Here is a 26,222-nt window from a genome sequence, read left to right on the forward strand (position 1 = left end):
CGCACGAGGGCCGTCGACGTGTTTGGATGGAGTCATGACTGCAGACCGCACCAAGCCCGAGATCGACGCGCCTCAGGGGCCGGCACCCGCGGAGCTCGTCGTTCGCGACATCATCGTCGGGGACGGCGCCGAGGCCAAGGCCGGCGACACCGTCACCGTCCATTACGTCGGGGTCGAGTACGAGACCGGTGAGGAGTTCGACTCGTCGTGGAACCGCGGCGAGACGATCCAGTTCCCGTTGCGCGGACTCATCCAAGGCTGGCAGGACGGTATCCCGGGCATGAAGGCCGGTGGTCGTCGCGAGCTGGTCATCCCGCCGCACCTGGCCTACGGCCCGGCGGGCGGCCACTTCCTGGGCGGCAAGACCCTCATCTTCGTGATCGACCTCGTGCAGGTCGGCTGACCACATCGTCGAGAACGGGGCGGGCGCGTGGCGTCCGCCCCGTTCTGCGTCTTCGGAGATCTTTTTTGCATTCACGGGAATAGATAGCGGCGACCGGTGCGTTGACCTTCTCGAGCCGTCGCGGTGACGGCCTCACCGACCGACACGAAGGATGACGATGACCGACACCACCACGATCGAGGTTCCCGGCTACAAGGCAGGGACCTGGGTACTCGACCCCTCCCACAGCGAAGTGACCTTCTCGGTGCGTCACATGATGATCTCGAAGGTGCGCGGCTCCTTCGGCGTCAAGAGCGCGACCATCACCGCTCCCGCGAACCCCCTCGACGTGTCGCTGACCGCGTCGGTCGACGTCGCTTCGATCGACACCGGCGAAGAGGGGCGTGACAACCACCTCAGGTCGGCGGACTTCTTCGACGTCGCGGCCTTCCCGACGATCGACTTCGTCTCCACCGGTGTGCGCGCGGACGGTGGCGACTTCCTCGTCGACGGCGACCTGACCATCCGCGGGGTCGCCAAGCCGGTGACCTTCGAGGTCGAGTTCGGCGGATTCGGCACCGACCCGTGGGGTACCTACAAGGCCGGCGCGACCGCCAAGACGGTCATCGACCGCGAGGAATTCGGTCTGACGTGGAACGCGGCCCTCGAGACCGGCGGGGTCCTCGTCGGCAAGGATGTCACGATCACCCTCGACCTGCAGGGTGCGCTGCAGCAGAACTGACCACCACGGGGCGGTGCCGGTTCGCGCTCCGGTGTCGCCGCAGGGCGCGTGGCGCTGGTAGACTGTTGCGGTTGCCGTTGGATCGGCCGCGGATAAAGAGAGCTCACGCAGACGGCGTCGGGCACCGCGCAACAAGCAGAGAGGGGATCACTTTATGGCACTGGAAGCAGACGTCAAGAAGGCGATCATCGAAGAGTACGCGACGCACCCCGGTGACACCGGATCCCCCGAGGTGCAGGTGGCGCTGATGACGCGACGGATCACCGACCTCACCGAGCACCTCAAGGGACACAAGCACGACCACCACTCGCGTCGTGGTCTGTTCCTGCTCGTCGGTCAGCGTCGTCGCCTGCTCGGCTACCTCCAGGACGTCGACATCGAGCGTTACCGCGCGCTGATCGCGCGCCTGGGCCTGCGCCGATAACGCCACCGCGTTCAATCGTCTTCCCGAAGGGCCGTCCACGGTGTGGGCGGCCCTTCGTCGTGCCTTCCGGAGGCGTGCGGGAAGGGGTGCCGTCTCAGTCGCCGGGCGTGCGCCGCGACCCGGTCGGATCGTCGCGGCGCCCCACCGTGGCCAGCGAGGGGTCGGCGAACAGCCAGGCCGGGCGTGGCTCGACCAGCGGGCGGAACACGCGCCGAACCGGCGAGGTCGCCAGTGCGAGGGAGATCAGGACCGAGGCGACCACGACGATCGGCAGCCACAGCCAGGTCGGGTCGAGCCCGCGCAGCACGCCCGATTCGCGGAATGGGTAGAGCACGAACGAGTGCAGCAGATAGACGTACATCGTGTACTGGCCGAAGTGGGTCCAACGGTGCCCCTCACGCGGAACCAGGCTGAAGAACGCGATGCTGAGGAGGAGGGCGACGAGCATGAGAAGAAGGCGGACGCCTCCGGCCCACCACCCGGTCTGGCCGATGGAGGCGTAGTCGTCGTCGTAGAAGAGCCACTGACGCAGTTCCATGGCCTGCCAGATGTCGAGGAAGTACCACGCGGACCAGCCGGCGACCACGAACGTCACCGCGGATGCCGCGGTCAACCACCAGCGGGTCCGCAGGAGGGCGAACCGTTCGACGAGTCGGTGTTCGTGGACCCACCACCCGAGGGTGAAGAACGGCAGCAGGCCGAGCGTGCGCGACAGGGAGAACGTCGAGTCGATGTTCGGCAGATAGCCGGCGCCGATGCTGATCAGCAGGGTCCACAGCAACGGCCATCGCAGGAGGGCCAGGTAGGGCAGGACGAGCCGGAAGATCGCGAGAGCGAGCAGGAACCAGAGCGTCCACGACGGCTTGGTGATGTTCGGGTCGGCGCGGCCCTCCACGAGCAGTTTGGTGACGGTCCACAGTCCCTCGAACACCAGGTAGGGCAACACGATGTCGGTGATCACCCGCACCATCTGACCTCTGCCGGGAGGGTCGGACTTCGAGAAGTACCCGGAGATCAGGGCGAACGCCGGCATATGGAACGCGTACACCAGCAGATACAGCCCGAGCGCGATGTCGGAGTCGTAGGTCAGCCGCTGAATGGAGTGGCCCAGCACCACCAGGACGATGCAGGCCAAGCGCGCGTTGTCCCAGAAGGGCACGCGTTGCTTCGCGGCCGGGGTGCGGACGGTTCCGGTCCCCGCGGGCGGGGGTGCAGTGGTGTCGCTCATATCGAGAAGGTCACCCTACCCCCGGGAATAGTGTGGGGCGACGCATGTTTCCACAAGGTATATTCATTTGCATACACTGGAGCTGATCCGGGTCCAAGAGGGGAGACATCGTGGCGGACGCGACGGGAAGCGGGATGCAGTTCGGCATCTTCACGGTGAGCGACATCACCGCAGACCCCACCACCGGGCGCACTCCCGGTGAAGCCGAACGCATCCGCGACACCCTCGCCATCGCCCGGCACGCCGAGGAGGTCGGGCTCGACGTCTTCGCGCTCGGTGAGCACCACAATCCGCCGTTCTGGTCGTCCTCGCCCACCACCACCCTCGCCTACATCGCCGCGCAGACCGACCGGCTCGTGCTCTCGACGGCGACGACGCTGATCACGACCAATGACCCGGTCAAGATCGCCGAGGACTTCGCGATGCTGCAGCACCTGTCCGGCGGGCGCGTCGACCTGATGCTCGGCCGCGGCAACACCGCTCCGGTGTACCCGTGGTTCGGCAAGGACATCCGCGAGGGCCTTCCGCTGGCGGTCGAGAACTACGCGTTGCTGCACCGGTTGTGGCGCGAGGACGTCGTCGACTGGGAAGGGCGCTTCCGCACCCCGTTGCAGGGCTTCACCGCGACGCCCCGGCCGTTGGACGGCATCGCCCCGTTCGTGTGGCACGGTTCGATCCGCACACCGGAGATCGCCGAGCAGGCCGCTTCCTACGGCGACGGTTTCTTCGCGAACAACATCTTCTGGCCGAAGGAGCACTATCAGCGCCTGATCGCGCTGTACCGACGGCGCTACGCCGACCACGGCCACGGCACGCCCGAGCAGGCCATCGTGGGTCTGGGGGGTCAGGCGTTCATGCGTGCACGGTCGCAGGACGCCGTGCGCGAATTCCGGCCGTACTTCGACAACGCGCCGGTGTACGGCCACGGTCCCTCCCTCGAGGACTTCAGTGAGATGACCCCGCTCACGGTCGGATCCCCGCAGCAGGTGATCGACCGCTATGCGGGGATGCGCGAGCACTACGGCGACTACCAGCGTCAGTTGTTCCTGATGGACCACGCCGGTCTGCCGCTGAAGACCGTGCTCGAGCAGCTCGACCTCCTGGGCGGAGAGGTCGTACCGGTGCTGCGGCGGGAGCTTGCGCAGAACCGCCCGCCGGCCGTGCCCGACGCACCCACCCACGCCGCGCGGGTGGCCGCCGCGGAGGGTGCGCGCGAGACGCGCCCTCCGGCGGAGCGCCGCGACGACCCGGCCGGGCCACGTCCCTCCGCCACCGGACAGGGATCGGCCTTCGGGGTCGCCGCGCGGCGATCCGACGCATGAGGGTGCGCGGCGCCCGCGGCGCGACCGTCAGGGCGACGGGCCGTTGTTCTTCGTGGGGCGATGCCGCCGGGAGGCGAGGTCGACCGCGGTGCCCAGGAGAAGGGCGATGAGGATCGAGACGAGCACGGCGACCACGGGCCCGCCGGGCAGCAGCAGTGCCACGGCGGCGCCGACGAACGCCTGATAGGCGGCCCAGCCGGTCGCCGCGACCGCCGCGACGGGGAGGAACCGGGTGGCGGGTACCCCCGAGGCGCCGGCGGTGAGATTCACCGCGAGTCTGGCGAAGGGGATGAACCGGGCCGTGAAGACGATGGCCGCCATACTGCGCTCCAGCCGGCGGTTCGCCCACGACATCGCCGCCCGTACACGCCGGGCGCGCATCCACCGCCACCGATCGACCCCGACGCAGCGACCGATGGCGTAGAGCGCGGCGTCTCCGGCGAACGCGGCCGCGGCCGCGACACCGATGACCGTGGGGATCGGCGGGTGTCCGATCGAGATCGCGAGGGCGCCGAACGCGGTGACCGACGCCTCGCCGGGGATGACGACCAGGAACGCGTCGCCCACCACGAGGACGAACAGCAGGGGAAGCGCCCATGGGCTCCCCGCGAGCTGCACCAGCAGGTCGTCGAGCACGCCTCGAGGAGTACCAGCCGAGGGTGAACGGCGACGGAACACCGACGGTCCGGTGACCTGGCACGGTGCATCGGGTGAACAGTCGGCGACGAGGGCCGCGCCGGTGCGCACGGTGCGGCCCGGACCCTCACTCTGGAGACGTGAGAGTCGCGATCCTTGCGGAATCTTTCCTCCCGCACATGAACGGTGTCACCGGTTCTGTCCTCCACGTGCTGCGCCACCTCTCCGACCACGGGCACGAGACGCTCGTGATCGCCCCCCGGGCGGGGGAGGTCGACGCGGATCTGCACGGCGCCCGTACGGCTCTGATGCGTTCGGTCCCTCTTCCCTCCTATCCCGACGTGCGCGTCGTGTTCGCCCGCGCCGCGACCCTCACGGGTCTCCTGCGCGAGTTCGCACCGGATGTCGTGCACCTGGCCTCGCCGTTCGTGCTCGGCTGGCAAGGCATCGCCGCCGCGGATGCCCTCAAGATCCCGACCGTCGCGGTCTACCAGACCGATGTGGTCGCCTACGCCCAGAAGTACGGGCTTCCGCAGGCCACCTCGCTCGTCGCCGGCCACGTCAGCCGTCTGCACCGCCGGGCGACACTGAACCTCGCGCCGTCGACGTCGTCGCGCACACAGCTCGAGCAGCTCGGCGTGGACCGCATCCGACTGTGGGGGCGTGGCGTCGACACGACGGCGTTCCGGCCCGACCGGCGCAGCGACGCATGGCGACAGCTGGTCGCCCCCGGCGAGACGATCGTCGGCTACGTGGGACGACTGGCCCCGGAGAAGCAGGTCGAGGACCTCCGTGTGTTGGCAGACCTGCCGGGGGTGCGTGTCGTGATCGTCGGGGACGGTCCGTCGCGGCCCTCGCTCGAGCGCACCATGCCTCGGGCGGTGTTCACCGGACACCTGTCCGGCGCCGCTCTGGGGGAGGCACTCGCGAGTTTCGACGTGTTCGTCCATCCCGGCGAGAGCGAGACGTTCGGTCAGACCATCCAGGAGGCGTTGGCCAGCGGCGTGCCCGTGGTCGCCACCGGCACCGGAGGCCCGGTCGACCTCGTGCGCTCCAGCATCGACGGATGGCTCTACCGCCCGGGCGACCTCGACGACCTGCGCGCCCGTGTGGCGGACCTCACCGGAGACGCGGCGAAGCGTGACGCGTTCGCGGCCGCCGCGCACGAGTCGGTCCGCGAACGTTCCTGGGAGGCGATGGTCTCGACCCTCGAGGCGCACTACGCCGAGGCGCGCACCCTGCGGGCCATCGACGATCGCCTGCTGGCCCGCGCCGCCACGCGACCCTGGGCGCCGAAGGTGGCGGCACGTGCGCCCCGCTGGAGGCGGTACGTGGCCCTCGGCGACTCGCTCACCGAGGGCCTGTGCGACTCGTCGCGGATGGCGGCGGGGGAGTACCGCGGGTGGGCGGATCGCCTCGCGGAGCTGCTCGCTTACGCCGGCGGCGGGGACAGTCCCTTCCACTACGCCAATCTGGCCGTGCGGAGTCGGCGGGTGCGTCACCTGACCGACGAGCAGCTGCCGCAGGCGCTGGCGCTCAAACCCGACCTCGTGTCGATCCTCATGGGGTCCAACGACCTCGTCTCCGGTCGCGGCGAGCCCGTCGCCCTCGCCCGTGAGGTCGAAGACGCCGTGCGCGCGCTGCGTGCCGCCGGGGCCGATGTGCTCCTGGTCACGCCCTTCCTCCCGCGTCGGCGCGCCGCGATGCTCTTCGCGAAGCGCTTCGCCGCGTTCAACAGCGAGTTGCGTCGCATCGCCGCAGAAACCGGCGCGATCCTCCTCGATCTGGAGGCGTTGCCGGCCATCGGCGACTTGGAGATGTACGCCGCCGACAAGGTCCATCTGCGCAGTCGGGGTCATCGATTCGTGGCCTATCGCGCCGCGGACGCGCTCGGGGTACCCGACGCCGAGACGCTCGGTGGTCTCGATGCCGCGCTCCACGCCGACAATGACCCCGTCCTTTCCGGGACGTGGCTGCGGCGTGACGCCCTGCCGTGGATCTGGCGACGCATGCGGGGGCGCACGGCCGGTGACGGGTTGGTCGCCAAGCACACCGGTCTCATCCAGATCGGCCGCGGCGGCACCGGTGCCCGGCAGCGCCAAACCAGCGGCTGAGGCCCGCGCATCGGTGGCGCGAGGGACGGCCGGGTGGCCGCCGGGCGCCGCTGGACACGCGCCCGCGGGTGTGGTCGCATGGCGGGATGCGCGATGTCGTCAAGGAGCGGGAGGGTGCGCCGCCGAGGTTCTTCCAAGCCGAGGCCGCCGGGCTGCGTTGGCTGCGGGACGCCGAGGCGCGTGGCGGCGTGAGGATCGCGCGCGTGCGCGAGGTGACCGCGACCCGCATCCGACTCGAGCGCATCCCGTCGGCGCCGGCGGACCGGGCCTCCGCGCGCGCATTCGGCGCCGCGCTCGCCGAGACCCATGCGGCCGGCGCCACGGCTTTCGGCGCGCCACCGGCGGGGTGGGAGGGACCGATCTACATCGGCCGTCTCCCACAGGCGTCGGCGGCCGAGGCGAGGTGGGGGGCCTTCTACGCCCGTGATCGTGTGGAGGCGTTCCTGCGGCCGGCCGTGGATGCGGGGAACCTGGCGGCCGAACACGTCCCGATCGTCGAGCGGGCGTGCGCGGTGATCGCCGAGGGCGCGTTCGACGACGATGATCCGCCCGCGCGCCTGCACGGCGATCTCTGGAACGGCAACGTGCTGTTCTCGCCCGACGGTGTCGTTCTCATCGACCCGGCCGCCCACGGCGGCCACCGTGAGACCGACCTGGCGATGCTCGAGCTGTTCGGGTTCCCGTACCTGGAGGAGGTCGTCGAGGGGTATCGGATCACCCACCCGCTGCGTGACGGGTGGGTCCAGCGCATCCCGGTGCACCAGCTGCACCCGCTCGCCGTGCACGCGGTCGGCCACGGTCCCGCGTACGGTGCCGCACTGGCCGATGCGGCCCGCCGCACGGTGGCGCTGTGCGGGGGTTCCTAGGTCCCACGGCCGTGCGCTGATAGGCTCGACGAGGTTGCCCATGTGGCACCGCTCAACTCCATATGAGCTCACGGAGCAGGCCGGCAGGAAGCTGGTCCCCTGTGGTGGGTTCCCGATCACGCGGATGCCGCGATCGGTGATCTTCGACTGGTGACCAGTGCTGGCGCACACGCGGCTTCGCCGCGCGCTGAGATCTGCCTGTTCCTGCTCCTTCGCACGATCTCGCCGGCGAAACGCGCCCGCGAGTCTAAACAAAGAAGGAGAGACCTCTTGGAAGGTCCTGAAATCACCGCAGCCGAAGCCGTCCTCGACAACGGCCGCTTCGGCACCCGCACCGTCCGGTTCGAGACCGGCCGCCTCGCCCAGCAGGCGCAGGGTTCGGTCGCCGCCTACCTGGACGACGAGACCATGCTGCTGTCGGCCACCAGCGCGGGCAAGCACCCGCGCGAAGGCTTCGACTTCTTCCCGCTGACCGTCGACGTCGAGGAGCGCTCCTACGCCGCCGGAAAGATCCCCGGGTCGTTCTTCCGTCGTGAAGGCCGCCCCTCGACCGAGGCGATCCTCGTCTGCCGTCTGATCGACCGTCCGCTGCGCCCCTCGTTCGTGGCGGGGCTGCGCAACGAGGTCCAGATCGTCGTGACCGTGCTCTCGATCGCGCCGGGCGAGTTCTACGACGCCCTGGCCATCAACGCCGCGTCGCTGTCGACCCAGATCTCGGGTCTGCCGTTCTCGGGCCCCATCGCGGGTGTGCGTCTGGCGCTCATCCCCGGTCAGGGGGGCAACGCCGACCAGTGGGTCGCGTTCCCCAAGGCCGAGCAGCTCGAGGACGCCGTGTTCGACCTGATCGTCGCCGGCCGGGTGCTGCCCGACGGCGAGGTCGCGATCATGATGGTCGAAGCCGAAGCCACCGAGAAGAGCTGGAACCTCATCAAGGGCGGCGCCGTCAAGCCCAGCGAAGAGGTCGTCGCGGAGGGCCTTGAAGCGGCCAAGCCGTTCATCACCCAGCTGGTCGAGGCACAGAACAAGGTCGCGAGCACCGCGGCGAAGGAGATCCAGGACTACCCGGTCTTCCCGCCGTACACCTCCGAGGTCTACGACTTCGTCGCCGGTCGCGCCTACGAGGAGCTCGTGGGCGTCTACCAGATCGCCGACAAGCAGGAGCGCCAGAACGCCGACGACGCCATCAAGGAGCGTGTCAAGGCCGAGGTCATCGCCGCCACCGAGGCGGGCGAACTGCCCGCCGCGGCGCCGCTGGAATTCTCCGCGGCGTACAAGTCGGTCACGAAGCTCATCGTGCGTAGCCGCATCCTCACCGAAGGCGTGCGCATCGATGGTCGTGGCCTGGCCGACATCCGTCCGCTCGACGCCGAGGTGCAGGTCATCCCGCGCGTCCACGGTTCGGCGATCTTCCAACGCGGCGAGACCCAGATCATGGGTGTCACCACGCTGAACATGCTCAAGATGGAGCAGCAGATCGACTCGCTGTCGCCCACGACCAGCAAGCGCTACATGCACCACTACAACTTCCCGCCGTACTCGACCGGTGAAACCGGCCGGGTGGGAAGCCCGAAGCGTCGCGAGATCGGGCACGGCTTCCTCGCCGAGCGCGCCCTCGTGCCGGTGCTGCCCAGCCGCGAGGAGTTCCCTTACGCGATCCGCCAGGTCTCCGAGGCACTCGGGTCCAACGGCTCGACCTCGATGGGCTCGGTGTGCGCCTCGACGCTGTCGCTGCTGAACGCCGGTGTGCCGCTGCGCGCCCCGGTCGCCGGTATCGCCATGGGTCTGGTCTCGGACGAGGTCGACGGGCAGACGCGCTACGCCGCGCTGACCGACATCCTCGGTGCCGAGGACGCCCTCGGTGACATGGACTTCAAGGTGGCCGGGACGAGCGAGTTCGTCACGGCGATCCAGCTCGACACCAAGCTCGACGGCATCCCGTCGTCGGTGTTGTCGGCCGCCTTGACCCAGGCCAAGGACGCGCGCCTGACGATCCTCAACGTGCTCAACAGTGCGATCGACACGCCGGATGAGATGGCGCCCACGGCGCCTCGCGTCATCAGCGTGCAGATCCCGGTCGACAAGATCGGCGAGCTGATCGGCCCCAAGGGCAAGACGATCAACGGCATCCAGGACGAGACCGGCGCCGACATCTCCATCGAGGAGGACGGCACCGTCTACATCGGTGCGACCGACGGACCGTCCGCCGAGGCTGCGCGTGCCCAGGTCAACGCGATCGCCAACCCGACCAACCCCGAGGTCGGTGACCAGTTCCTCGGCACGGTCGTGAAGATCGCGACCTTCGGTGCGTTCATCTCGCTCCTGCCCGGCAAGGACGGACTGCTGCACATCAGCGAGGTCCGCAAGCTCGCCGGCGGCAAGCGGGTCGAGAACGTCGAGGATGTGCTCTCGGTCGGTCAGAAGCTCCTCGTGCGCATCACGAAGGTCGACGACCGCGGCAAGCTGTCGCTCGAGCCCGTGCTCGAGGACGCAGACCAGGAAGGGCGTGCTGCGGCCAACCCCGGCCCGGAGGCGCCCGCCGAAGGCTGATCCGCTTTCATCACGCCGCGAATGCCCGTCCCCTCTTCCGGGGGCGGGCATTCGCCGTCGACCGTGATGAAAGCGTTATGCATAGTTCACCGCAACGTCGTCGGGGAGCGCCGTTCGGGCGTGCGCCTGCCGTACCCTCGAAGCACGCGCTGGGGGGCGCGAGGGGCGGGAAGCCCGCCTCGTCGGATCGCGAGGGGGTGTGAGATGCCGTTCTTCGGAGCAGGGGCCGACGCCGCGACGCGCATCGACGCCGTCCCACCTCGCGGACACCACCCGTCGGCACCGATTCCCGTGCAGGGTCCGGGTGTGGGTGCGGGGGTGCGGCATCGCCTCGGCGAGTCGGGGTTGGAGATCTTCCCCCTGATCCTCGGCGGTTCGGAGTTCGGCTGGAACGTCGATCTGGAGTCGAGCCACGGCATCCTCGACGCGTACGCCGAGTTGGGTGGGAACGTGGTCCACACCGCGGACAGTTTCTCCGGCGGCCGCAGCGAGCACATCATCGGTCAGTGGCTGCACTCGCGCGGCATGCGCGAGGACATGGTCCTCGCGGTGCGCATCGGCGGGCATCCCGACAACCCGGGACTCGGGCCGGTCGATCTCGTGCGTGCCGTGGAGTCGTCATTGGGACGCCTGCGTACCGACCGCGTCGATCTCATCTACCTCGACGCGACGGCGGACTCGGTGACCGCGCTGGAGGACACCCTCGCCACCGCCGAGTGGCTCGTGGAGACGGGCAAGGCGCGCACGCTCGGGGCGATCGGATACACCGCGACCCAGCTCATCGAAGCGCGCATCCTCGCCTCCGCCGGCTTTCCGCGCCTGACCGTGCTGGATGTCCCGTTCAACATCCTCCGCCGGCACGAGTTCGACGAGGACCTTCGGCTGATCGCGGGCGCCCAGCAGCTGGCGGTCACGCCCTCGCACGCCCTCGAGCACGGTTTTCTCGCCGGACGCCACCGCACGCGGTCCAAGGGCGCGCTGTCGGTGCGCGGCGCGCAACTCGCCGCGAGCCTGAACCGGCGGGGGACGCGCACGCTCCGCGCGCTCGACGCCGTCGGTGCCGAGTTGGGAGTGCCCGACGCCGCGGTCGCCGTCGCCTGGCTGCTCGCGCAGAAGCTCGTGAGTGCTCCGATCGTCAACGCATACGCGCCGCAGCATGTCGAGGAGTTGGTGCAGGGTGTCGGTGTGCGTCTCAGCCGCGCACAGCTGGCCGAGATCGCCCGCGCCGCGGACTGACCGACGCGCCGTCTGCCCGCCTGCGGTGCGGGAGGGGTGACATAGGGTGGAAGGGCGCCCGCCTGCGGCGCGGAATTCTTCCCGATGGAGCGAGTGAAGTGACGCACTACATCTATCTCGTGCGGCATGGCGAGCACCAGGATGCCGAGCACGGCCTCATCGACGGCCCGCTGTCTCCGCGTGGACGTCGGCAGGCGGCGGCGTTGGCCGACCGGTTGTCGGGAGTGCCGTTCGACAGCGTGTGGCACTCGCCGCTGGAACGCGCCAGCGAGACCGCGCGGGCGTTCGCCGAACGGATGCCGTCCTTGTCGCCGCAGCCGTCGGCGTTGCTGTTCGATTGCGTACCGACCGGGATGACCGAGGACACCCCGACGGTCTTCGAGCCGTTCTTCGGCGCCGTGACCGACGCCGAGATCGATGCCGGTCGCGCGCAGATGGCCGACGCGGTGAGCGAATTCCTGCGCCGCAAGAGTGGCGACGTGCACGAGCTGATCATCACGCACAACGCCGTGATCGCGTGGTTCGTGCGCGAGATCCTCCAGGCCCCGGACTGGAAGTGGATGACCTTGAACCAGGCCCATTGCGGTCTGACGGTCATCGCACAGCGTCAGGGGCGGCCGTGGATGCTCCTGACCCACAACGACCTCGCTCATCTGCCGGTGGAACTGCGCACGGGACTGCCGGAGTCCCACCCCGTCTGAGCATCGTGGCGCGGCTCACGTGAGGGGCTTACCGTACCAACGCGTCGCGTTGGGGTTGTCGTTGTATGCCGGGATCGGTTGGAAGCCGGTGGCCGCGTACAGGGCCGCGGCGGCCTCGAGGGTGTGGTGGGTGTCGAGGACGAGCTCGTCGGCGCCGAACGATCGTGCGCGCTCCTGGAGATCACCCATCAGCACGCGCCCCCATCCCCGGCCGCGTCCCTGCGGCCGGATGTAGACATGCTTGACCTCGAAGCGGGTCCGGTCGGAGTCGCCCGCGAGTCGGCGGATCCCTCCGCATCCGATGGCGCGGTCGTCCTCTCGGGCGACGACGAAGACGCCGGTCGGTCCGGTGAACGCGTCCGGCGCGGGGACGGTGCGGGTGTAGGTCTGTCCGGGGAACGAGGCCGCCCGTGCGTCGAAGTACTCGGCCAGGAGCATGCGTGAGACTTCGGAGTCGACGGGCTCGGGGCTGATCCGCAGCATCCACCGAGCGTATCCCGGTGCGCTCCGGCGCGCCGCGGGCGGGCTACGGTGGAGGTATGACGACGCGTGTGGCCATCGTGGGTGGAACGGGCAAACTGGGCGGCATCATCCGCGACATCGTGAACGCCGACGACGCGTACACCGAACACGCCGTGCTGACCTCCCGCTCCGACATCGGCGACATCGACGGCGCCGACCTGGTGGTCGATGCGTCGACGCCCGCGGTGTCGATCGAGGTGGTGCGCGCGGCGGTCGAGCGGGGCGTCAACGTCCTCGTCGGTACCTCCGGATGGTCGGCGGAGCGCATCGCGCTGGTGCGTCCGCTGGTGGAGGCGGCGGGGACGGGAGCCGTCTTCATCCCGAACTTCTCCCTCGGCTCGGTCATCGGATCGGCGCTGGCCGGTGCGGCCGCGCCCTTCTTCCCCTCCATCGAGATCGTCGAGGCGCACCGCGAGTCGAAGATCGACTCGCCCAGCGGAACCGCGGTGCGCACGGCCGAGCTCGTGGCCGCCGCGCGAGCGTCCGTCGGACCGGTCGAGTCACCGCACGTCGATCAGCGTGCGCGAGGTCAGCGTGTCGCGAGCGTGCCCATCCACTCGTTGCGTCGCCCCGGTGTGATCGCCAAACAGGACGTCGTGCTCTCCGGTCCGGGGGAGTCGCTCACGATCACCCACGACACCGTCGACCCCGCGAGGGCCTACGCCCCCGGCATCCGCCTCGCCTTGGAGAGCGCGCTGAACGCGCGGGGTGTCGTGGTCGGACTCGACAGCTTCATCGACATCGGCATCCGAACGCCGCACCCCGGCGGGAACGGTCCGGTCGACGAGGGTGGGGTGCCCGGCCAGGTGGCGCGCACGACCGGCGTATGAAGGCCAAGGCCGGCGTCGCCGTGATGGCGGCGCTCCTGGTGCTCTACATCGCGCTGGTCGGGTGGCGTGCCGTGCTGCTGCTGGGCACGGGCGACCCCGTCGGTGTCGGGATGGGTGTCGCCCTCATCGTGTTGCCCGCGATCGCCGTATGGGGGTTGGGTCGAGAGTTGTGGTTCGGGTGGCGTGCCGAGCAGCTCGGCCGTCGACTGGAGGCCGACGAGGACCTCCCGGCCGAGGCGGTCGGTGTGCGGCCGAGCGGTCGCGTCCTGCGGGAGGACGCCGATGCGCTCTTCCCGCGTTTCCGGGCCGAGGTGGAGGCAGCGCCGGAGGACTGGCGCGCGTGGTACCGGCTCGGACTGGCCTATGACGCGTCCGGGGACCGGCGCCGCGCGCGCGAGGCGGTGCGCACGGCGATCCGTCTGGAGGCGGGGTCCCGAAGCTGATCAGGCGTCGGTCACCGCGGTCTCGACCGCGTCCTCGACCGTGCGGTGGCGGAAGGTGAACCCGGACGCCTCCAGCGCCGCCGGCACGACGTGTGCGTCGGTGGTCAGCAGCGACTCGACCGCGTCGCGGCCGAGGACCGTCCGCAGTGCCCACGCGGGGGCGCGCAGCAGATACGGACGGTTCATCCGCACGGCCAGGGCGAAGCCGAGATCGTTCGCGGTCGCACGGGTGGGACCGGTCACGTTCACCGGACCGGCCAGGCCCGCATCGATGACGTGGCGGATGGCCGAAACCTCGTCGTCGAGGGAGATCCACGGCCACACCTGCGTGCCGCGCGCGATCGGTCCGGACAATCCCAGCCGGGTCAGGAGCATCAGCGGCTTCAGAACGCCGTCGGGGTGGACGACCGGTGCGGTGCGCAGGAGGCAGACCCGCGCCCGGTCGCCGGCGGCCAGCGCGGCGTTCTCCCATTCGCCGCAGACGTCGGCGAGGAACGCCTCGCCGCGAGGGGCCGATTCGTCGACGCGTCCGGAGGGGAAGGGACCGTAGTACCCCACCGCGGACGCGGACGCGAACGCCGGGGCGTCATCGCCGAGCTCGCGCACCGCGCGTGCGATCGCCCGCGTGGGCGTGATGCGGGACCACAGCAACGTGCTGCGATACGACGAGGACCACGGGAAGCGTCCGATGCTCGCGCCGTTCAGACCGACCACCGCGGACGCGCCCGCGAGCACATCCGGATCGAGCGGGCGGGTGTCGGTCAGCCACTCCACCTCGTCGGGCGCGGCGGCGGGACGCCGGACGAGCCGCACGACGTCGTGCCCGTCGGCACGGAGGCTTTCGATGAGCGCCCGGCCGATCAGGCCGCCCGCGCCGCCGACGACGACGCGCCCGGGAGAGGCGGAGTCAGCCAAGCGTCGCCTCGAGCGTGATGTCGACTCCGGCGAGGGCCTGGGAGACGGGGCAACCGGTCTTGGCCTCGTCGGCGATCCGCGCGAAGTCGTCTGCGGTGATGCCGGGGACGACCGCATTGACGTTGAGGTGGCTACCGGTGATCCCGGTTCCGGGCTGGAAGGTGACCGATGCGGTGGTGTCGACCGACTCCGGCGGAGTGCCGTTCCCGGTCAGCGCGTGGGAGAGTGCCATGCTGAAGCAGGACGCGTGCGCGGCGGCGATGAGTTCCTCCGGCGTCGTGGTGGAAGTGGAACCCTCGCTGCGCGCCTTCCAATCGACGGGAAGCGACGCGGCCCCCGAAGACACCAGGGAGACGGTGCCTTCACCGTCGGTGAGGGAGCCCTTCCAGGCGGTGGATGCTTCGCTCGTGACAGTCATGATGCCCTCGTTCCTCGTGGCGGTGACGGATCGCCCGCGGCGGTGGCGGACGCCGCCAGCCTAACGGCGAGGGGAGAGTGCCGCGACGGCTTGACACCCCGGTTCGCTCACCGGGCGGTACCTTCCCGGCCGACCACGCCCGCACGCTGCAGCAGAAGGTACAGCCCGCACCCGAGGCATACACCGAATGCCGCGTTGAGGAACGCGGCGACGAATGCCAGCGACGCCGCGATCGGCAGGGCCCATGGCACTCCGACCAGGTGCAGGCCCAAGCCGATGGCCGAGACCGCGAGCCCCACACCCTGCGCGAAGCGGGGCGGCCGCGGGTCCTCGAGCTCCGTGGGAGGCGCCAGCCGCGGCGCGACGAGGCGTCGGAAGAGCACGGCCCACGGCGCAGTGCGGGGGGAGATCACACCCCACGAGAACAACAGCGCCAGCGCGAGCAGCAGCAGGAACGCGGGGTCCAGTGCGCGCTGCGTGATGGTCGCGGTCTCCACCGCCGTGCCCGGGCCGCGCTCTGTCGACAGTCCGGAAAGACCCAGGAAGACATCGATCAGGAGGAGGAAAGAGGTGATGGATGCCGCGAAGCGCGGCCCCCGGGGGTCGATGCCACGCGGCGGTTCAGACACGGACCGGGTCTCCGGTCAGGCGCGACAGCTCGAGTTCCAGCATGTGGCGGCCGGGCACCCCGCCGACCCGGGACTGGACGGCGCCGTCGGCGTCGAGGATGAGGGTCGTCGGGGTCTGCAGCACGTGGAAATGCTTGGCGATGTCGGGGCGGTGGGTCAGATCGACGTCGAGATGGCGCACACCGGCGTGCCCGTCGGCGATCTGGGACAGGGTCCGGTGCACGCCCGGGCACTTGGCGCACATCTCCGTGCTGAACTGCAACAGCGTCGCGCGCTCGCCGAGCGTGTCGGCGCCCAAGCGCCGCGGCTGGATCACCTCGTGCGGGATCCCCCGGCGGATGCGGCCGTGCCGGGCGCGCACGAGCATGCCGGCGCCGAGGGTGACGGCGAGCAACACGAGGGTGCCGAGCAGGGCGGGCAGGATATCCACAACGGTCAAGGCTAGACGGTCGCCGCGGCGTTCGGGTCGCGTCCCCCGCATCTGCCACGCGGCCGTCGCACCGGCGCCCGCCCGGCGCGCGGGTAGGGTGGGCATCGTGAGCGATGCCGACATCCAGTTCCGCAGCGAGATGACCGTCGAACTCGTCCGTTCGAGCGCCTCCGACTCCGATGTGCTGTTCGCGGCGCGGGTGTCGACGCAGGGGGAGCAGACCCTTGAGTCGGCTCAGACCGGCGTCGAGGCCTCGGGGCGGGACCGGGGCCTGATCAACTACCTGATGCGGGATCGCCACGGCTCGCCGTTCGAGCACAACTCCATGACCTTCTACGTGCAGGCGCCGATCTTCGTCTTCCGTGAGTTCATGCGGCATCGCATCGCCTCCTACAACGAGGAATCGGGTCGCTACCGCGAGTTGCGTCCCGTGTTCTATGTGCCCTCGCGCGAGCGCAACCTCGTACAGGTCGGCAAGCCGGGGGCCTACGAGTTCCTCCCCGGCGACGACGCGCAATTCGACCTGGTCGATGAGGCGACGCGTGCGTCCAGCATCCAGGCTTTCGAGGCGTACCGGCGGATGCTCGAGGCCGGAGTCGCGCGGGAGGTCGCCCGCATCGTGTTGCCGTTGAACATCTACTCGTCGATGTACGTGACGATGAACTCCCGCGCACTGATGAACTTCCTCTCCCTGCGCACGAAGGTCGAGGGCACCCACTTCCCGTCGTTCCCGCAACGCGAGATCGAGATGTGCGCCGAGCAGATGGAGTCCCACTGGCGGGAGCTCATGCCACTGACCCACGCGGCTTTCAACGCCAACGGCCGGGTGGCGCCGTAGCCATGGTCACGGCGCTCGTCACCGGCGCGAGCTCCGGCCTCGGCGCGGAGTACGCGCGGCAGCTGGCCGCCCGCGGAGCGGATCTGGTGCTCGTGGCGCGGTCGATGGAGGCGCTCGACGCGGTGGCCGAGGCGATTCGGGCGTGTCACCGTGTGCGCGTCGAGGTGATCGGTGCCGACCTCACCGTCCCACAGGACCTCGAGCGGGTCGCGGCGCGGCTCGCCGACCCGGAGGCACCTGTCGAGCTGCTCGTGAACAACGCCGGTTTCGGGCTGTCGTTGGATTTCGAGACCAACGACATCGCGCGAGAGGTCGACCACCTGCGTGTGCACGTCGAGGCACCGATGCGTCTGACGCACGCCGCGCTGGAGGGGATGTTGACGCGCGGCCACGGGCGCATCCTGAACGTCGCCTCCGTGGCCGCCTACCTGCCGCGTTCGACCTACGGGGCCTGCAAACGGTGGGTGGTGGAGTTCAGCCGGTGGGCCAACGCCGTCTACGCGCCGCGCGGGGTGACGGTGACGGCCGTGTGCCCCGGATTCACCCACACCGACTTCCATGAGCGGATGGGGCTGCCCCAGGGACAGGAGGGCGTCCCGGGGCCGCTGTGGCTCGACGCGCGGGACGTGGTCGCCGAGTCGCTGCGCGACGCCGCCCGCGGTCGAGGGGTGTCGATACCGTCGTTGCGGTACAAAGCGCTCACCCGGATCGCCGCCCTCCTCCCGGCCTCGGTGGCCGCGGGCGTCGGTACGCGCGGGCGCTGAGCGCCCCCCGCGAGGAGATAGCCTGGAGGCATGACGCTCGACGCCAATCCCTTCGGCCAGGTGCTCGTCGCCCTCATCACCCCGATGACGGCCGACGGAGAGGTCGACTGGCCCGCGACCGAGAAGCACATCGACGATGTCGTGTCGGCCGGCGCCGACGGCGTCGTCGTCACCGGGACCACGGGGGAGACCTCCACCCTCACCGACGCCGAGAAGCTCCGTCTCGTCGAGGTCGGCAAGGATGTCGCGGGCGGGCGCGCGAAGATCATCACCGGCGGCGGATCGAACGAGACCGCGCACGCCATCGAGTTGTACAAGGCCAGTGAGAAGGCCGGCGCCGACGGGATCATGATCGTGACCCCGTACTACAACAAGCCCACGCAGGCGGGGATCCTGACCCACTTCCGGCTCGTCGCGGACGCCACTGACCTGCCGGTCATCCTCTACGACATCCCGGGTCGCACCGGCGTGCCGATCGCCTACGAGACGATCCTGCGCCTGGCCAAGCACCCCAACATCCTCGCGATCAAGGACGCCAAGGGTGACTTCAGTGAGGTCAGTCGTGTGCTCAACCAGACCGACCTGATGTACTTCTCCGGCGACGACGCGAACGTCCTTCCGCACCTGTCGATCGGGGCGCGTGGCCTCATCGGCGTCACCGCGAACATCGCGTCCGCGCCGTACCGTGCGATCGTCGACGCGGTGAACCGTGGCGACCTGGCCACGGCCACCGCGCAACACAAGACACTCGAACCGCTCGTGCGTGCCGTGATGACCCACGTCCCCGGGACGGTCGCGGCGAAGTACATCCTGCATGGGCTGGGCCGCATCTCCAGCCCGCGCGTGAGACTGCCCCTGGTGGGACCGGAGGAATGGGAGGCGGCGATGATCGAAGACGAACTCGCCCTCGTGACCGATGTCGAGGGGGCCGACTTCCGGAACTTCCGACCTGACCGCAACGCCGCCGCGGGCGGCGCTCTGCCCAAGGTCTCGGGGACGACCCGATGACCCCGCCGATCACCGTCGCGGCACCTCCCGCGCTCGAGCCGGGCACGCTGCGCATCATCCCGCTCGGCGGTCTCGGCGAGGTCGGCCGCAACATGACCGTGTTCGAGCTCGACGGCAAGCTTCTGATCGTCGACTGCGGCGTCTTGTTCCCGGAGGAGCACCAGCCCGGCGTCGACCTGATCCTGCCCGACTTCGAGCCGATCAAGTCGCGCCTGGACGACATCGTCGGGGTCGTGCTCACGCACGGTCACGAAGACCACATCGGTGCGGTGCCCTACCTCCTCAAGCTCAAAGGCGACATCCCGATCATCGGGTCGGGGCTGACGTTGGCCTTGATCGAGGCGAAGCTCAAGGAGCACCGCATCAAGCCGTTCACCCTGACGGTCACCGAGGGGCAGCGGGAACAGGTCGGCGCGTTCGACCTCGAGTTCATCGCCGTGAACCACTCGATCCCGGACGCCTTGGCCGTCGCCATCCGCACGGTCGCCGGCACGGTCCTGGCCACCGGCGACTTCAAAATGGACCAGTTGCCGCTGGACGGTCGCCTCACCGACCTGCGCGCGTTCGCCCGCGTCGGCGAAGAGGGCATCGACTTGTTCATGGTCGACTCGACCAATGCCGACGTGCCCGGGTTCACGCCGCTCGAGCGTGAGATCGGCCCGGTCCTCGATCAGGTCATCGGCAAGGCGCCGCGACGGGTGATCGTCGCGAGCTTCTCCAGCCACGTCCATCGCGTGCAGCAGGTCCTGGACGCCGCACACGCCCACGGTCGACGCGTGGCGTTGCTCGGTCGCAGCATGGTGCGCAACATGACCATCGCCGAGAAGCTCGGTTACCTCACCGTGCCCGAGGGCGTGCTGATCGACTACAAGAAGGCACGCGACCTGCCCGAGGACCAGATCGTCTACATGTCGACCGGTTCGCAGGGCGAGCCGATGGCGGTGCTCAGCCGCATGGCGAACCTCGACCACGAGATCGAACCCGGCCCGGGCGACACCGTGATCCTCGCTTCGAGCCTGATCCCCGGCAACGAGAACGCCGTCTACCGCGTGATCGACGGGCTGACCAAGCTCGGGACGAACGTGGTGCACAAGGGCAACGCGAAGGTGCACGTCTCCGGCCATGCCGCCGCCGGAGAACTGCTCTACTGCTACAACATCCTCCGTCCCCGCAATGTGCTCCCCATCCACGGCGAGTACCGCCACCTGATGGCCAACGCCAAGCTGGCGCAGGACACGGGGGTCCCGCCGGAGCGGACCCTGCTGGCCGAGAACGGCACGGTCATCGATCTGCGCGACGGTGACGCACGTATGGTCGGTCAGCTGGATCTGGGCTTCGTGTACGTCGACGGTTCGTCGGTGGGGGAGATCACCGACGCCGACCTCAAGGACCGTCGGATCCTCGGCGAGGAGGGCTTCATCTCGGTCATCGTCGTGGTCGATGCCGCGACGGGGAAGATCATCAGCGGGCCGGAGATCCACGCCCGCGGGTTCGCGGAGCATGACAAGGTCTTCGAGGACGTCAAGCCGAAGATCGCTGCGGCTCTGTCGGAGGCCGCACAGCAGGGTGTGCGCGACCAGCACGCGCTGTCGCAGATCGTGCGCCGCACGATCGGGCGGTGGGTCAATCAGCGACTGCGACGGCGGCCGATGATCGTCCCGTTGGTCATCGAGGCGTGACCGGACCGCGGTAGATCCGCGGGAGCCCGGGGCGCAGGCGCACGAGGAGTTCCTCGCCGACGGTGTCGATCGTCTCGGCGAGGGTCGTCGCACTGTGCTCGCCGTGCGTGCCCGGTCCGAACACCCGCACCCGGTCACCGACCCTCGCGTCGGGGTAGGTCGCGATCAGCGAGGTCGCGACCCCGACTGACACGAGCTTTCGCGGACCGGCGTCGGTGCCGACGACCACACGCCCGCCCAGTGCCGAGGGCAGGCCGTCGAGCGATCCCACATCGACGGTGGCCCTCCCGCCCGTCACGTCGACGACCTGCGCGGTCAGGGTCGCGACCGGGCCGATACCGGGCAGGTCCGGACCACCTGTCGAGCGGATGCCGTATGCGAACGCACCCACCCGCACGAGATCGTCGCGGAACTCGGGACGCGCGAACGCCGCCGCGCTGGCCGCGAGGTGCCGCACGCGAGGTGCGAGGCCCGCGGCGCGGGCGGTCTCCACCGCGGCGACGAACAGTGCGCGGGCGTCGTCGTCGTCGGCGTCGCTCGTCTCGGCGATGTGCGTCCACAGGCCGACCACGCGGATATGTCCGGACGCTTCGGCCTGGGCGGCGCGCTCGACGAATGCGCGCCAGTGCTCGGGACGCACCCCGTTGCGTCGCAGCCCGGTGTCGACCTTCAGGTGGACGCGAAGCGCACGGTCGACGCCGATCACGCGTTCCAGGTATTGCCGGTCACCGACACCCAGGTCGAGGTCGGCGTCGGCGGCACGCACGACCGACTCGTCGTCCAGGGCCGTGGTCCACGCGAAGACGCGTCCCTGCGGACCCACGGCCCGCCGGACCCGGATGCCACTGTCGATGTCGAACGAGCCGAACCAGGTGAGACCGGCCGCGGCGGCGGTCTCCGCGACGACCTCGAGGCCGTGTCCATACGCGTTGTTCTTGACGACGAAGAGCGTGTCGGCGGGGGCGACCGTGCGGCGGACCGTGGCGAGGTTCGCGCGGAGCCGATCCAGATCGATCTCCAAGCGTGCGGGCATCAGGCGACCCTCCTGCGCGGCACCGAGGCACCGATGATCCCGGCGAGCTCGACCGGGCTCCAGCCGGTCGCTTCCGCCCAGGCGTGGAGGTTGTGACGTGCGGGGCCGTCTCCGCCGAAGAGGCAGGCCTCCGCGCCGGGGGAGAGGTGCTCGCCCTCGGGTCCCAGGTCGACGACGCACACGTCCATCGCGATGCGCCCCACCACCGGTCGCATCACGCCCTCGACGGCGATCGAGGCGCGATTGCCGAGGGCGCGGGCGACGCCCTGGCCGTACCCCCCTGCGACCAGCCCGATCCAGGTGTCTGCCGCAGCGCGGTGGGTGTACCCGTACGACACGCCTTCACCGGCCCGAAGCGGCTTGGTGGACACCACGACCGAAACCGCGCGCATCGCGGGCGTCGATCGTCCACGCAGTCCGTAGAACCGGCGCGAATCGCCCTCCGGCGCGGTCCGTGGTTCGAGACCGAAGGACGCGGCGCGGGCAGCGTCGGCGGGGTCTACGCACGCACGGGCGACTCCGGCATCCCCCAACGCCGCCAACGCCACGTCGAGTCCGTGCCCCCACGCGTCGCGTCGCAGGTCGGGGACGCCGTCGTCGGCGACGAGGGCCCGGGCGCCCGCGACGAGGGCCCCGTGGGAGACCTCGACCGAGAGCCCGGCCGTGGTCAAAAGCCGATCACCTCGCGGTAGCGCGGCCGGTGTCCGGTCCGGCGTCCGAGCACCGACGGCTTGATCTCGTAGACGCCCGTACCCCAGTTGCCTTCGATGAGCACCGGGCCCTTCTCGGTGATCGCGACATCCCAGCCGACGTACTGCACCTGCGGCACCACGCGCGCGGCGCGGTCGATGAGCTCGAGCGCCTCATCGAGCATGGGGAGACGGAAATCGGCGATGGGGAAGCCGGTGTCGGGATGCGTCTGCCAGACGTGGCCGTGCGAGTCGTATCCGTCGCCCATCGCCTTGCCGTGCTCGTCCAACATCGTGTAGAAACCGCCGAAGTCCATCTGGTCCGCGGCCTGTCCGCGCCCGAATTTCTGCGCCATCGCGAGGATGTGGGTCTTCTCGCCGTCGAAGAAGGCCGCGATGCGGGTGGAGTTGACCGTTCCGGGGCACACCGCGGCGAGGTCGGGGTGCTGGACGATGTTCTCCTCGACCAGCAGTTCGCCGCGCTCGACCAGGCCGCGGTGGAAGAGCACCGGGTCGTCGACGTCGTCGATCGTGTACCGCGTGATCGCCGATCCCGCCTGGCCGCTCTGGCGTTTGGTGATGATCGTCGGGTGCTCGGTCATGAAGGCGGCGAGGTGGTCGGCGTTGTCGGCGTCCAGCATCATCCAGTCCCGCCCCAGCAGGTCGGAGAACTCCCGGACGAATTCGAACTTGTCGTGGAACAGGTGCCGGTAGTCGGGGTGGTCGTACTTCTGTGAGATCGCGTTGGAGATCGGATGCGTCATGAACGTCTTGCGTTCGGCACGCGTGAGCATGGCGAAGTCGTAGTCGACGTAGTCCTGGAACCCGACCTTGTGGAAGGCCGCCTGCCAATACATGTCGATCACCACGAGGGGGACGGGCTTGCCGAACTGCTTCGAGACCTCGCGCGCCCGCTCGAGGACCGACGCGGCGTTCAGGTTGCGGACACGGTAGACGAGGTAGTTCACATGCGACCGGAGGCCGAGACTGCGCGATGCCATTCGTTCTCTCTCGATGAGGCGGGCGGGAAACTCTCCCCGCAGAGCCTAATCGCCTGCGCCGCACGGTGCCTGTGCACCGCCGAGTCGCTCCCCGGGAACGTCCGCGGCCTCGCCTACCGTGGAACCCATGGCCAAGAGCTCCACCTCCACCTCGCGCGGGCGGGCGCCCGGGAAGGGGTCCGCCTCGCGCGCCCGCAAACCCGACCCGACGCCCAAGCGCTACGTGGGGGAGGACGACAGACCCGGTGTCCTCGTGCGCGCGTGGATGGGTCTGGCCCACGGCGTCGGGGGGCTGTTCCGTGCGTTCGGGCCGGAAACGCTCGAGAAGGATCAGCGCCGCGACGGTCTGCCGTTCCTCCTGGTCCTGCTGGCCGTCATCGGCGCCGTCGTGGAGTGGTTCTTCATCGGCACCGACGTCGGCGCGGCCGTCAGCGCATACTCCGTCGGCGGATTGGTCGGCCGTGTCGCCTTCGTGATGCCCGTGCTCCTCGTGTTCTTGGCGGGGTGGCTGTTTCGTCATCCGGCGTCCGTGCACGACAACGGTCGGATCGGGATCGGGTTCGCGCTGTTCGTCGTCACCATCGCGGGGTTCTGCCACATCGTCGGCGGGCTCCCACAGCCGCGGGAGGGGCTGCCCGCGCTGAGCGAGGCCGGTGGCGTCTTCGGCTGGATGATCGGTGAACCGCTCGCCCTGCTGCTGACCGACGTCGGGGGATGCATCGTGCTGGGTGCGCTGACCCTGCTCAGCGTGCTGATCCTCACCAAGACCCCGCCCAACCGCATCGGCCGCCGGCTCGGCGACCTGTATGCCTGGATGTTCGGTGCCGAGCGGGCCGAGAAGGACACACCGCGTTTCGACGAGGACCCGGACGAGGTCGACGCGGACGACGGCGGTGTGCCGTGGTGGCGCCGCAACAAGAGCGGTCGCGAGAAGGACGTGGACGACGGGCGGGGGTCCCAGGACCTCACCGAGCTCCTCGCGCCGGGCGAACCCGAGGGCGGGTTCGAGAAGGCGTTGCAGCCGCCCGCACCCGAACCCACGACGATGCCCTTGCCCGCGGACGACGCGGTGACGGAGGTCATCGATCCGGCCGGGCTGGCAGGCCTGTCGGTCGTCGGCTCGCAGACGTCGCTGCGCGACGACTCCGACAGTGAGTCCGACGACGAGCTGCCGGGATTGTCCGGTCTCGGGGGAGACGCGCCCCGCGATCAGCCCAGCGCGCCGTACCGTCTGCCCTCGGTCAGCTCGCTCGCACAGGGCACCCCGCACAAGTCCCGCTCGGAGGCGAACGACGCGATGGTCGCCGCCATCACCGGCGTGTTCGAACAGTTCAAGGTCGACGCCACCGTCACCGGCTTCTCTCGGGGCCCCACGGTCACCCAGTACGAGATCGCACTCGGCCCGGGTGTGAAGGTCGAGCGCATCACGGCCCTGACCAACAACATCGCCTACGCGGTCGCCTCGAACGAGGTGCGCATCCTCGCCCCCATCCCGGGCAAGAGCGCGATCGGCGTCGAGATCCCGAACACCGATCGCGAGATCGTCACCCTCGGTGACGTCCTCCGTTCGCAGACGGCCGTGCAGTCCACGCACCCGATGACGATCGGTGTCGGCAAGGACGTCGGTGGCGGGTTCGTCGTGGCGAACCTCGCGAAGATGCCCCACCTGCTGGTGGCCGGCTCGACCGGCTCGGGTAAGTCGAGCTTCGTGAACTCGATGATCACGAGCCTGCTCATGCGCGCGAAGCCGTCGGACGTGCGGATGGTGCTCATCGACCCCAAGCGTGTCGAGCTGACCTCGTACGCGGGCGTGCCGCACCTGATCACGCCGATCATCACCAACCCCAAGAAGGCCGCCGAGGCCCTGCAATGGGTCGTGAAAGAGATGGACATGAGGTACGACGACCTCGCGTCCTTCGGATTCCGGCACATCGACGACTTCAACAAGGCCGTCGTCGCCGGCGAGATCACCCTCCCCGAGGGCAGTGAGCGGGTGCTCAAGCCCTACCCGTACCTCCTCGTCGTCGTCGACGAGCTCGCCGACCTCATGATGGTCGCGCCCCGCGACGTCGAGGACTCCATCGTCCGCATCACCCAGCTGGCCCGCGCGAGCGGCATCCATCTGGTGCTCGCCACCCAGCGGCCGAGCGTCGACGTCGTGACCGGCCTCATCAAGGCGAACGTGCCCTCGCGGCTCGCCTTCGCCGTCACGAGCGTGACCGACTCGCGCGTGATCCTCGATCAGCCCGGGGCAGACCGTCTCATCGGCCAGGGCGACGGGCTCTTCCTGCCCATGGGCGCGTCGAAGTCGCTCCGCGTACAGGGGGCATGGGTCAGCGAGAGCGAGATCGAGAAGGTCGTCTCGCACGTGACGAACCAGGCGCGGCCCGAGTACCGCGCCGATGTCGAAGCGGCCGTCGAGAAGAAGGAGGTCGATGCCGACATCGGAGACGACCTCGAGCTCCTCCTGGCGGCGGCCGAACTGGTCGTCTCGACACAGTTCGGGTCGACGTCGATGTTGCAGCGCAAACTGCGCGTCGGTTTCGCGAAGGCGGGTCGGCTGATGGACCTGCTGGAGTCGCGGGAGATCGTCGGCCCCTCGGAAGGTTCCAAGGCCCGCGACGTGCTGGTCACGAACGAGCAGCTGCCGGGCGTCCTCGCGCGGCTGCGCGGGGAGGACGCCCCGGAGCCGGCGCCTCAGCCGTCCGCCGAGCCGGCTGATCCGTATGGCGCCGATCCGCTCGAGGCTCAATACGAGGGCAAACCCGTCGTCCACGTGGACGAGGATGAGGACGCCTGGGGCCTGACCGGGCGAGAATGAGGAC

26 protein-coding genes are annotated in these 26,222 nt (G+C 69.7%); 16 read left to right on the top strand and 10 right to left on the bottom strand.

The window, feature by feature from the left end:
- The first annotated feature begins 34 nt into the window (after positions 1 to 34).
- From ABD204_RS09090 to rpsO, 3 genes are all read left to right on the top strand, one after another.
- The gene (locus ABD204_RS09090; protein WP_194425186.1) at positions 35 to 403 is read left to right on the top strand and encodes an FKBP-type peptidyl-prolyl cis-trans isomerase; all 369 of its coding nucleotides are present in this window, start codon (positions 35 to 37) and stop codon (positions 401 to 403) included.
- Positions 404 to 560: 157 nt separating this feature from the next.
- Positions 561 to 1,124 (top strand): YceI family protein, encoded by a 564-nt coding sequence (locus tag ABD204_RS09095; protein WP_194425187.1) that lies wholly within the window; start codon positions 561 to 563, stop codon positions 1,122 to 1,124.
- Positions 1,125 to 1,278: 154 nt separating this feature from the next.
- Entirely contained in the window at positions 1,279 to 1,548 is a 270-nt protein-coding gene (rpsO, locus tag ABD204_RS09100) for a 30S ribosomal protein S15 (RefSeq protein ID WP_194425188.1), read from the top strand.
- 94 nt (positions 1,549 to 1,642) lie between these two features.
- Here rpsO and ABD204_RS09105 read toward each other — a convergent pair whose 3' ends face one another.
- Positions 1,643 to 2,776, bottom strand: coding sequence for an acyltransferase family protein (locus ABD204_RS09105; RefSeq protein ID WP_194425189.1), 1,134 nt, complete (start codon positions 2,774 to 2,776; stop codon positions 1,643 to 1,645).
- A gap of 134 nt (positions 2,777 to 2,910) precedes the next feature.
- Here ABD204_RS09105 and ABD204_RS09110 point away from each other — a divergent pair, with 134 nt between their 5' ends.
- Positions 2,911 to 4,098: an LLM class flavin-dependent oxidoreductase gene (locus ABD204_RS09110; protein WP_194425265.1), complete on the top strand. Its 1,188-nt coding sequence runs from the start codon at positions 2,911 to 2,913 to the stop codon at positions 4,096 to 4,098.
- A gap of 27 nt (positions 4,099 to 4,125) precedes the next feature.
- Here the strand turns inward: ABD204_RS09110 and ABD204_RS09115 are convergent, their stop codons facing one another.
- On the bottom strand, positions 4,126 to 4,734 hold the full coding sequence (locus ABD204_RS09115; protein WP_194425190.1) for a DedA family protein: 609 nt from the start codon (positions 4,732 to 4,734) through the stop codon (positions 4,126 to 4,128).
- A gap of 179 nt (positions 4,735 to 4,913) precedes the next feature.
- On the opposite strand from ABD204_RS09115, the gene ABD204_RS09120 reads away from it, so the two are divergent.
- The 5 genes from ABD204_RS09120 (at position 4,914) to ABD204_RS09140 (ending at position 12,198) form a co-directional block, all read left to right on the top strand.
- Positions 4,914 to 6,848, top strand: coding sequence for a GDSL-type esterase/lipase family protein (locus ABD204_RS09120; protein ID WP_206697528.1), 1,935 nt, complete (start codon positions 4,914 to 4,916; stop codon positions 6,846 to 6,848).
- 86 nt (positions 6,849 to 6,934) lie between these two features.
- Entirely contained in the window at positions 6,935 to 7,714 is a 780-nt protein-coding gene (locus tag ABD204_RS09125) for a fructosamine kinase family protein (RefSeq protein ID WP_194425192.1), read from the top strand.
- A gap of 270 nt (positions 7,715 to 7,984) precedes the next feature.
- On the top strand, positions 7,985 to 10,261 hold the full coding sequence (locus ABD204_RS09130; RefSeq protein WP_194425193.1) for a polyribonucleotide nucleotidyltransferase: 2,277 nt from the start codon (positions 7,985 to 7,987) through the stop codon (positions 10,259 to 10,261).
- 204 nt (positions 10,262 to 10,465) lie between these two features.
- On the top strand, positions 10,466 to 11,497 hold the full coding sequence (locus tag ABD204_RS09135) for an aldo/keto reductase (protein ID WP_194425194.1): 1,032 nt from the start codon (positions 10,466 to 10,468) through the stop codon (positions 11,495 to 11,497).
- A gap of 98 nt (positions 11,498 to 11,595) precedes the next feature.
- Complete coding sequence (locus tag ABD204_RS09140) at positions 11,596 to 12,198, top strand: histidine phosphatase family protein (protein ID WP_194425195.1); 603 nt, start codon at positions 11,596 to 11,598, stop codon at positions 12,196 to 12,198.
- A gap of 15 nt (positions 12,199 to 12,213) precedes the next feature.
- Here the strand turns inward: ABD204_RS09140 and ABD204_RS09145 are convergent, their stop codons facing one another.
- Complete coding sequence (locus tag ABD204_RS09145) at positions 12,214 to 12,681, bottom strand: GNAT family N-acetyltransferase (RefSeq protein ID WP_194425196.1); 468 nt, start codon at positions 12,679 to 12,681, stop codon at positions 12,214 to 12,216.
- A gap of 56 nt (positions 12,682 to 12,737) precedes the next feature.
- On the opposite strand from ABD204_RS09145, the gene dapB reads away from it, so the two are divergent.
- Both dapB and ABD204_RS09155 read left to right on the top strand, forming a co-directional pair.
- Positions 12,738 to 13,550 (top strand): 4-hydroxy-tetrahydrodipicolinate reductase, encoded by an 813-nt coding sequence (gene dapB / locus ABD204_RS09150; protein ID WP_194425197.1) that lies wholly within the window; start codon positions 12,738 to 12,740, stop codon positions 13,548 to 13,550.
- Positions 13,547 to 13,993, top strand: a complete 447-nt coding sequence (locus ABD204_RS09155; RefSeq protein WP_194425198.1) for a tetratricopeptide repeat protein — start codon at positions 13,547 to 13,549, stop codon at positions 13,991 to 13,993. The genes dapB and ABD204_RS09155 overlap by 4 nt, the downstream gene beginning before the upstream one ends.
- On the opposite strand, the gene ABD204_RS09160 is transcribed toward ABD204_RS09155, so the two are convergent.
- The 4 genes from ABD204_RS09160 to ABD204_RS09175 all read right to left on the bottom strand — a co-directional run bounded on the left by ABD204_RS09160 (position 13,994) and on the right by ABD204_RS09175 (position 16,385).
- On the bottom strand, positions 13,994 to 14,908 hold the full coding sequence (locus ABD204_RS09160) for a TIGR01777 family oxidoreductase (RefSeq protein ID WP_194425270.1): 915 nt from the start codon (positions 14,906 to 14,908) through the stop codon (positions 13,994 to 13,996). It abuts the gene before it with no gap.
- Complete coding sequence (locus tag ABD204_RS09165; protein ID WP_194425199.1) at positions 14,901 to 15,326, bottom strand: OsmC family peroxiredoxin; 426 nt, start codon at positions 15,324 to 15,326, stop codon at positions 14,901 to 14,903. The genes ABD204_RS09160 and ABD204_RS09165 overlap by 8 nt, the downstream gene beginning before the upstream one ends.
- A gap of 107 nt (positions 15,327 to 15,433) precedes the next feature.
- Positions 15,434 to 15,955 (bottom strand): DUF4395 domain-containing protein, encoded by a 522-nt coding sequence (locus ABD204_RS09170; protein ID WP_194425200.1) that lies wholly within the window; start codon positions 15,953 to 15,955, stop codon positions 15,434 to 15,436.
- Entirely contained in the window at positions 15,948 to 16,385 is a 438-nt protein-coding gene (locus ABD204_RS09175; protein ID WP_194425266.1) for a TlpA family protein disulfide reductase, read from the bottom strand. Before ABD204_RS09175 ends, ABD204_RS09170 begins: the two co-directional genes overlap by 8 nt.
- A gap of 139 nt (positions 16,386 to 16,524) precedes the next feature.
- Here ABD204_RS09175 and thyX point away from each other — a divergent pair, with 139 nt between their 5' ends.
- The 4 genes from thyX to ABD204_RS09195 are packed head-to-tail and all read left to right on the top strand — an operon-like array spanning position 16,525 to position 20,674.
- On the top strand, positions 16,525 to 17,223 hold the full coding sequence (thyX, locus tag ABD204_RS09180) for an FAD-dependent thymidylate synthase (protein WP_241748086.1): 699 nt from the start codon (positions 16,525 to 16,527) through the stop codon (positions 17,221 to 17,223).
- A 2-nt stretch (positions 17,224 to 17,225) separates the two neighbouring features.
- Positions 17,226 to 17,987, top strand: coding sequence for an SDR family NAD(P)-dependent oxidoreductase (locus tag ABD204_RS09185; RefSeq protein WP_194425202.1), 762 nt, complete (start codon positions 17,226 to 17,228; stop codon positions 17,985 to 17,987).
- Between the two features lie 30 nt (positions 17,988 to 18,017).
- Positions 18,018 to 18,995, top strand: a complete 978-nt coding sequence (dapA, locus tag ABD204_RS09190) for a 4-hydroxy-tetrahydrodipicolinate synthase (protein ID WP_194425203.1) — start codon at positions 18,018 to 18,020, stop codon at positions 18,993 to 18,995.
- On the top strand, positions 18,992 to 20,674 hold the full coding sequence (locus tag ABD204_RS09195) for a ribonuclease J (RefSeq protein ID WP_194425204.1): 1,683 nt from the start codon (positions 18,992 to 18,994) through the stop codon (positions 20,672 to 20,674). The genes dapA and ABD204_RS09195 overlap by 4 nt, the downstream gene beginning before the upstream one ends.
- On the opposite strand, the gene ABD204_RS09200 is transcribed toward ABD204_RS09195, so the two are convergent.
- From ABD204_RS09200 to ABD204_RS09210, 3 genes are read right to left on the bottom strand one after another with little or no spacing between them, the layout of a single operon-like run.
- Positions 20,661 to 21,707, bottom strand: coding sequence for an alanine racemase (locus tag ABD204_RS09200; RefSeq protein ID WP_194425205.1), 1,047 nt, complete (start codon positions 21,705 to 21,707; stop codon positions 20,661 to 20,663). The two genes, ABD204_RS09195 and ABD204_RS09200, sit on opposite strands and share 14 nt — an antisense overlap.
- The gene (locus ABD204_RS09205; protein ID WP_194425206.1) at positions 21,707 to 22,378 is read right to left on the bottom strand and encodes an alanine racemase C-terminal domain-containing protein; all 672 of its coding nucleotides are present in this window, start codon (positions 22,376 to 22,378) and stop codon (positions 21,707 to 21,709) included. The genes ABD204_RS09200 and ABD204_RS09205 overlap by 1 nt, the downstream gene beginning before the upstream one ends.
- Positions 22,375 to 23,397 (bottom strand): sugar-transfer associated ATP-grasp domain-containing protein, encoded by a 1,023-nt coding sequence (locus ABD204_RS09210; protein WP_194425207.1) that lies wholly within the window; start codon positions 23,395 to 23,397, stop codon positions 22,375 to 22,377. Before ABD204_RS09210 ends, ABD204_RS09205 begins: the two co-directional genes overlap by 4 nt.
- Before the next feature lie 127 nt (positions 23,398 to 23,524).
- On the opposite strand from ABD204_RS09210, the gene ABD204_RS09215 reads away from it, so the two are divergent.
- The gene (locus ABD204_RS09215) at positions 23,525 to 26,218 is read left to right on the top strand and encodes an FtsK/SpoIIIE family DNA translocase (protein WP_194425208.1); all 2,694 of its coding nucleotides are present in this window, start codon (positions 23,525 to 23,527) and stop codon (positions 26,216 to 26,218) included.
- Positions 26,219 to 26,222: the final 4 nt, after the last annotated feature.

Origin of the sequence: Microbacterium aquimaris (genome assembly GCF_039531285.1) — a bacterium.
GTDB classification, from domain to species: Bacteria; Actinomycetota; Actinomycetes; order Actinomycetales; family Microbacteriaceae; genus Microbacterium; species Microbacterium aquimaris.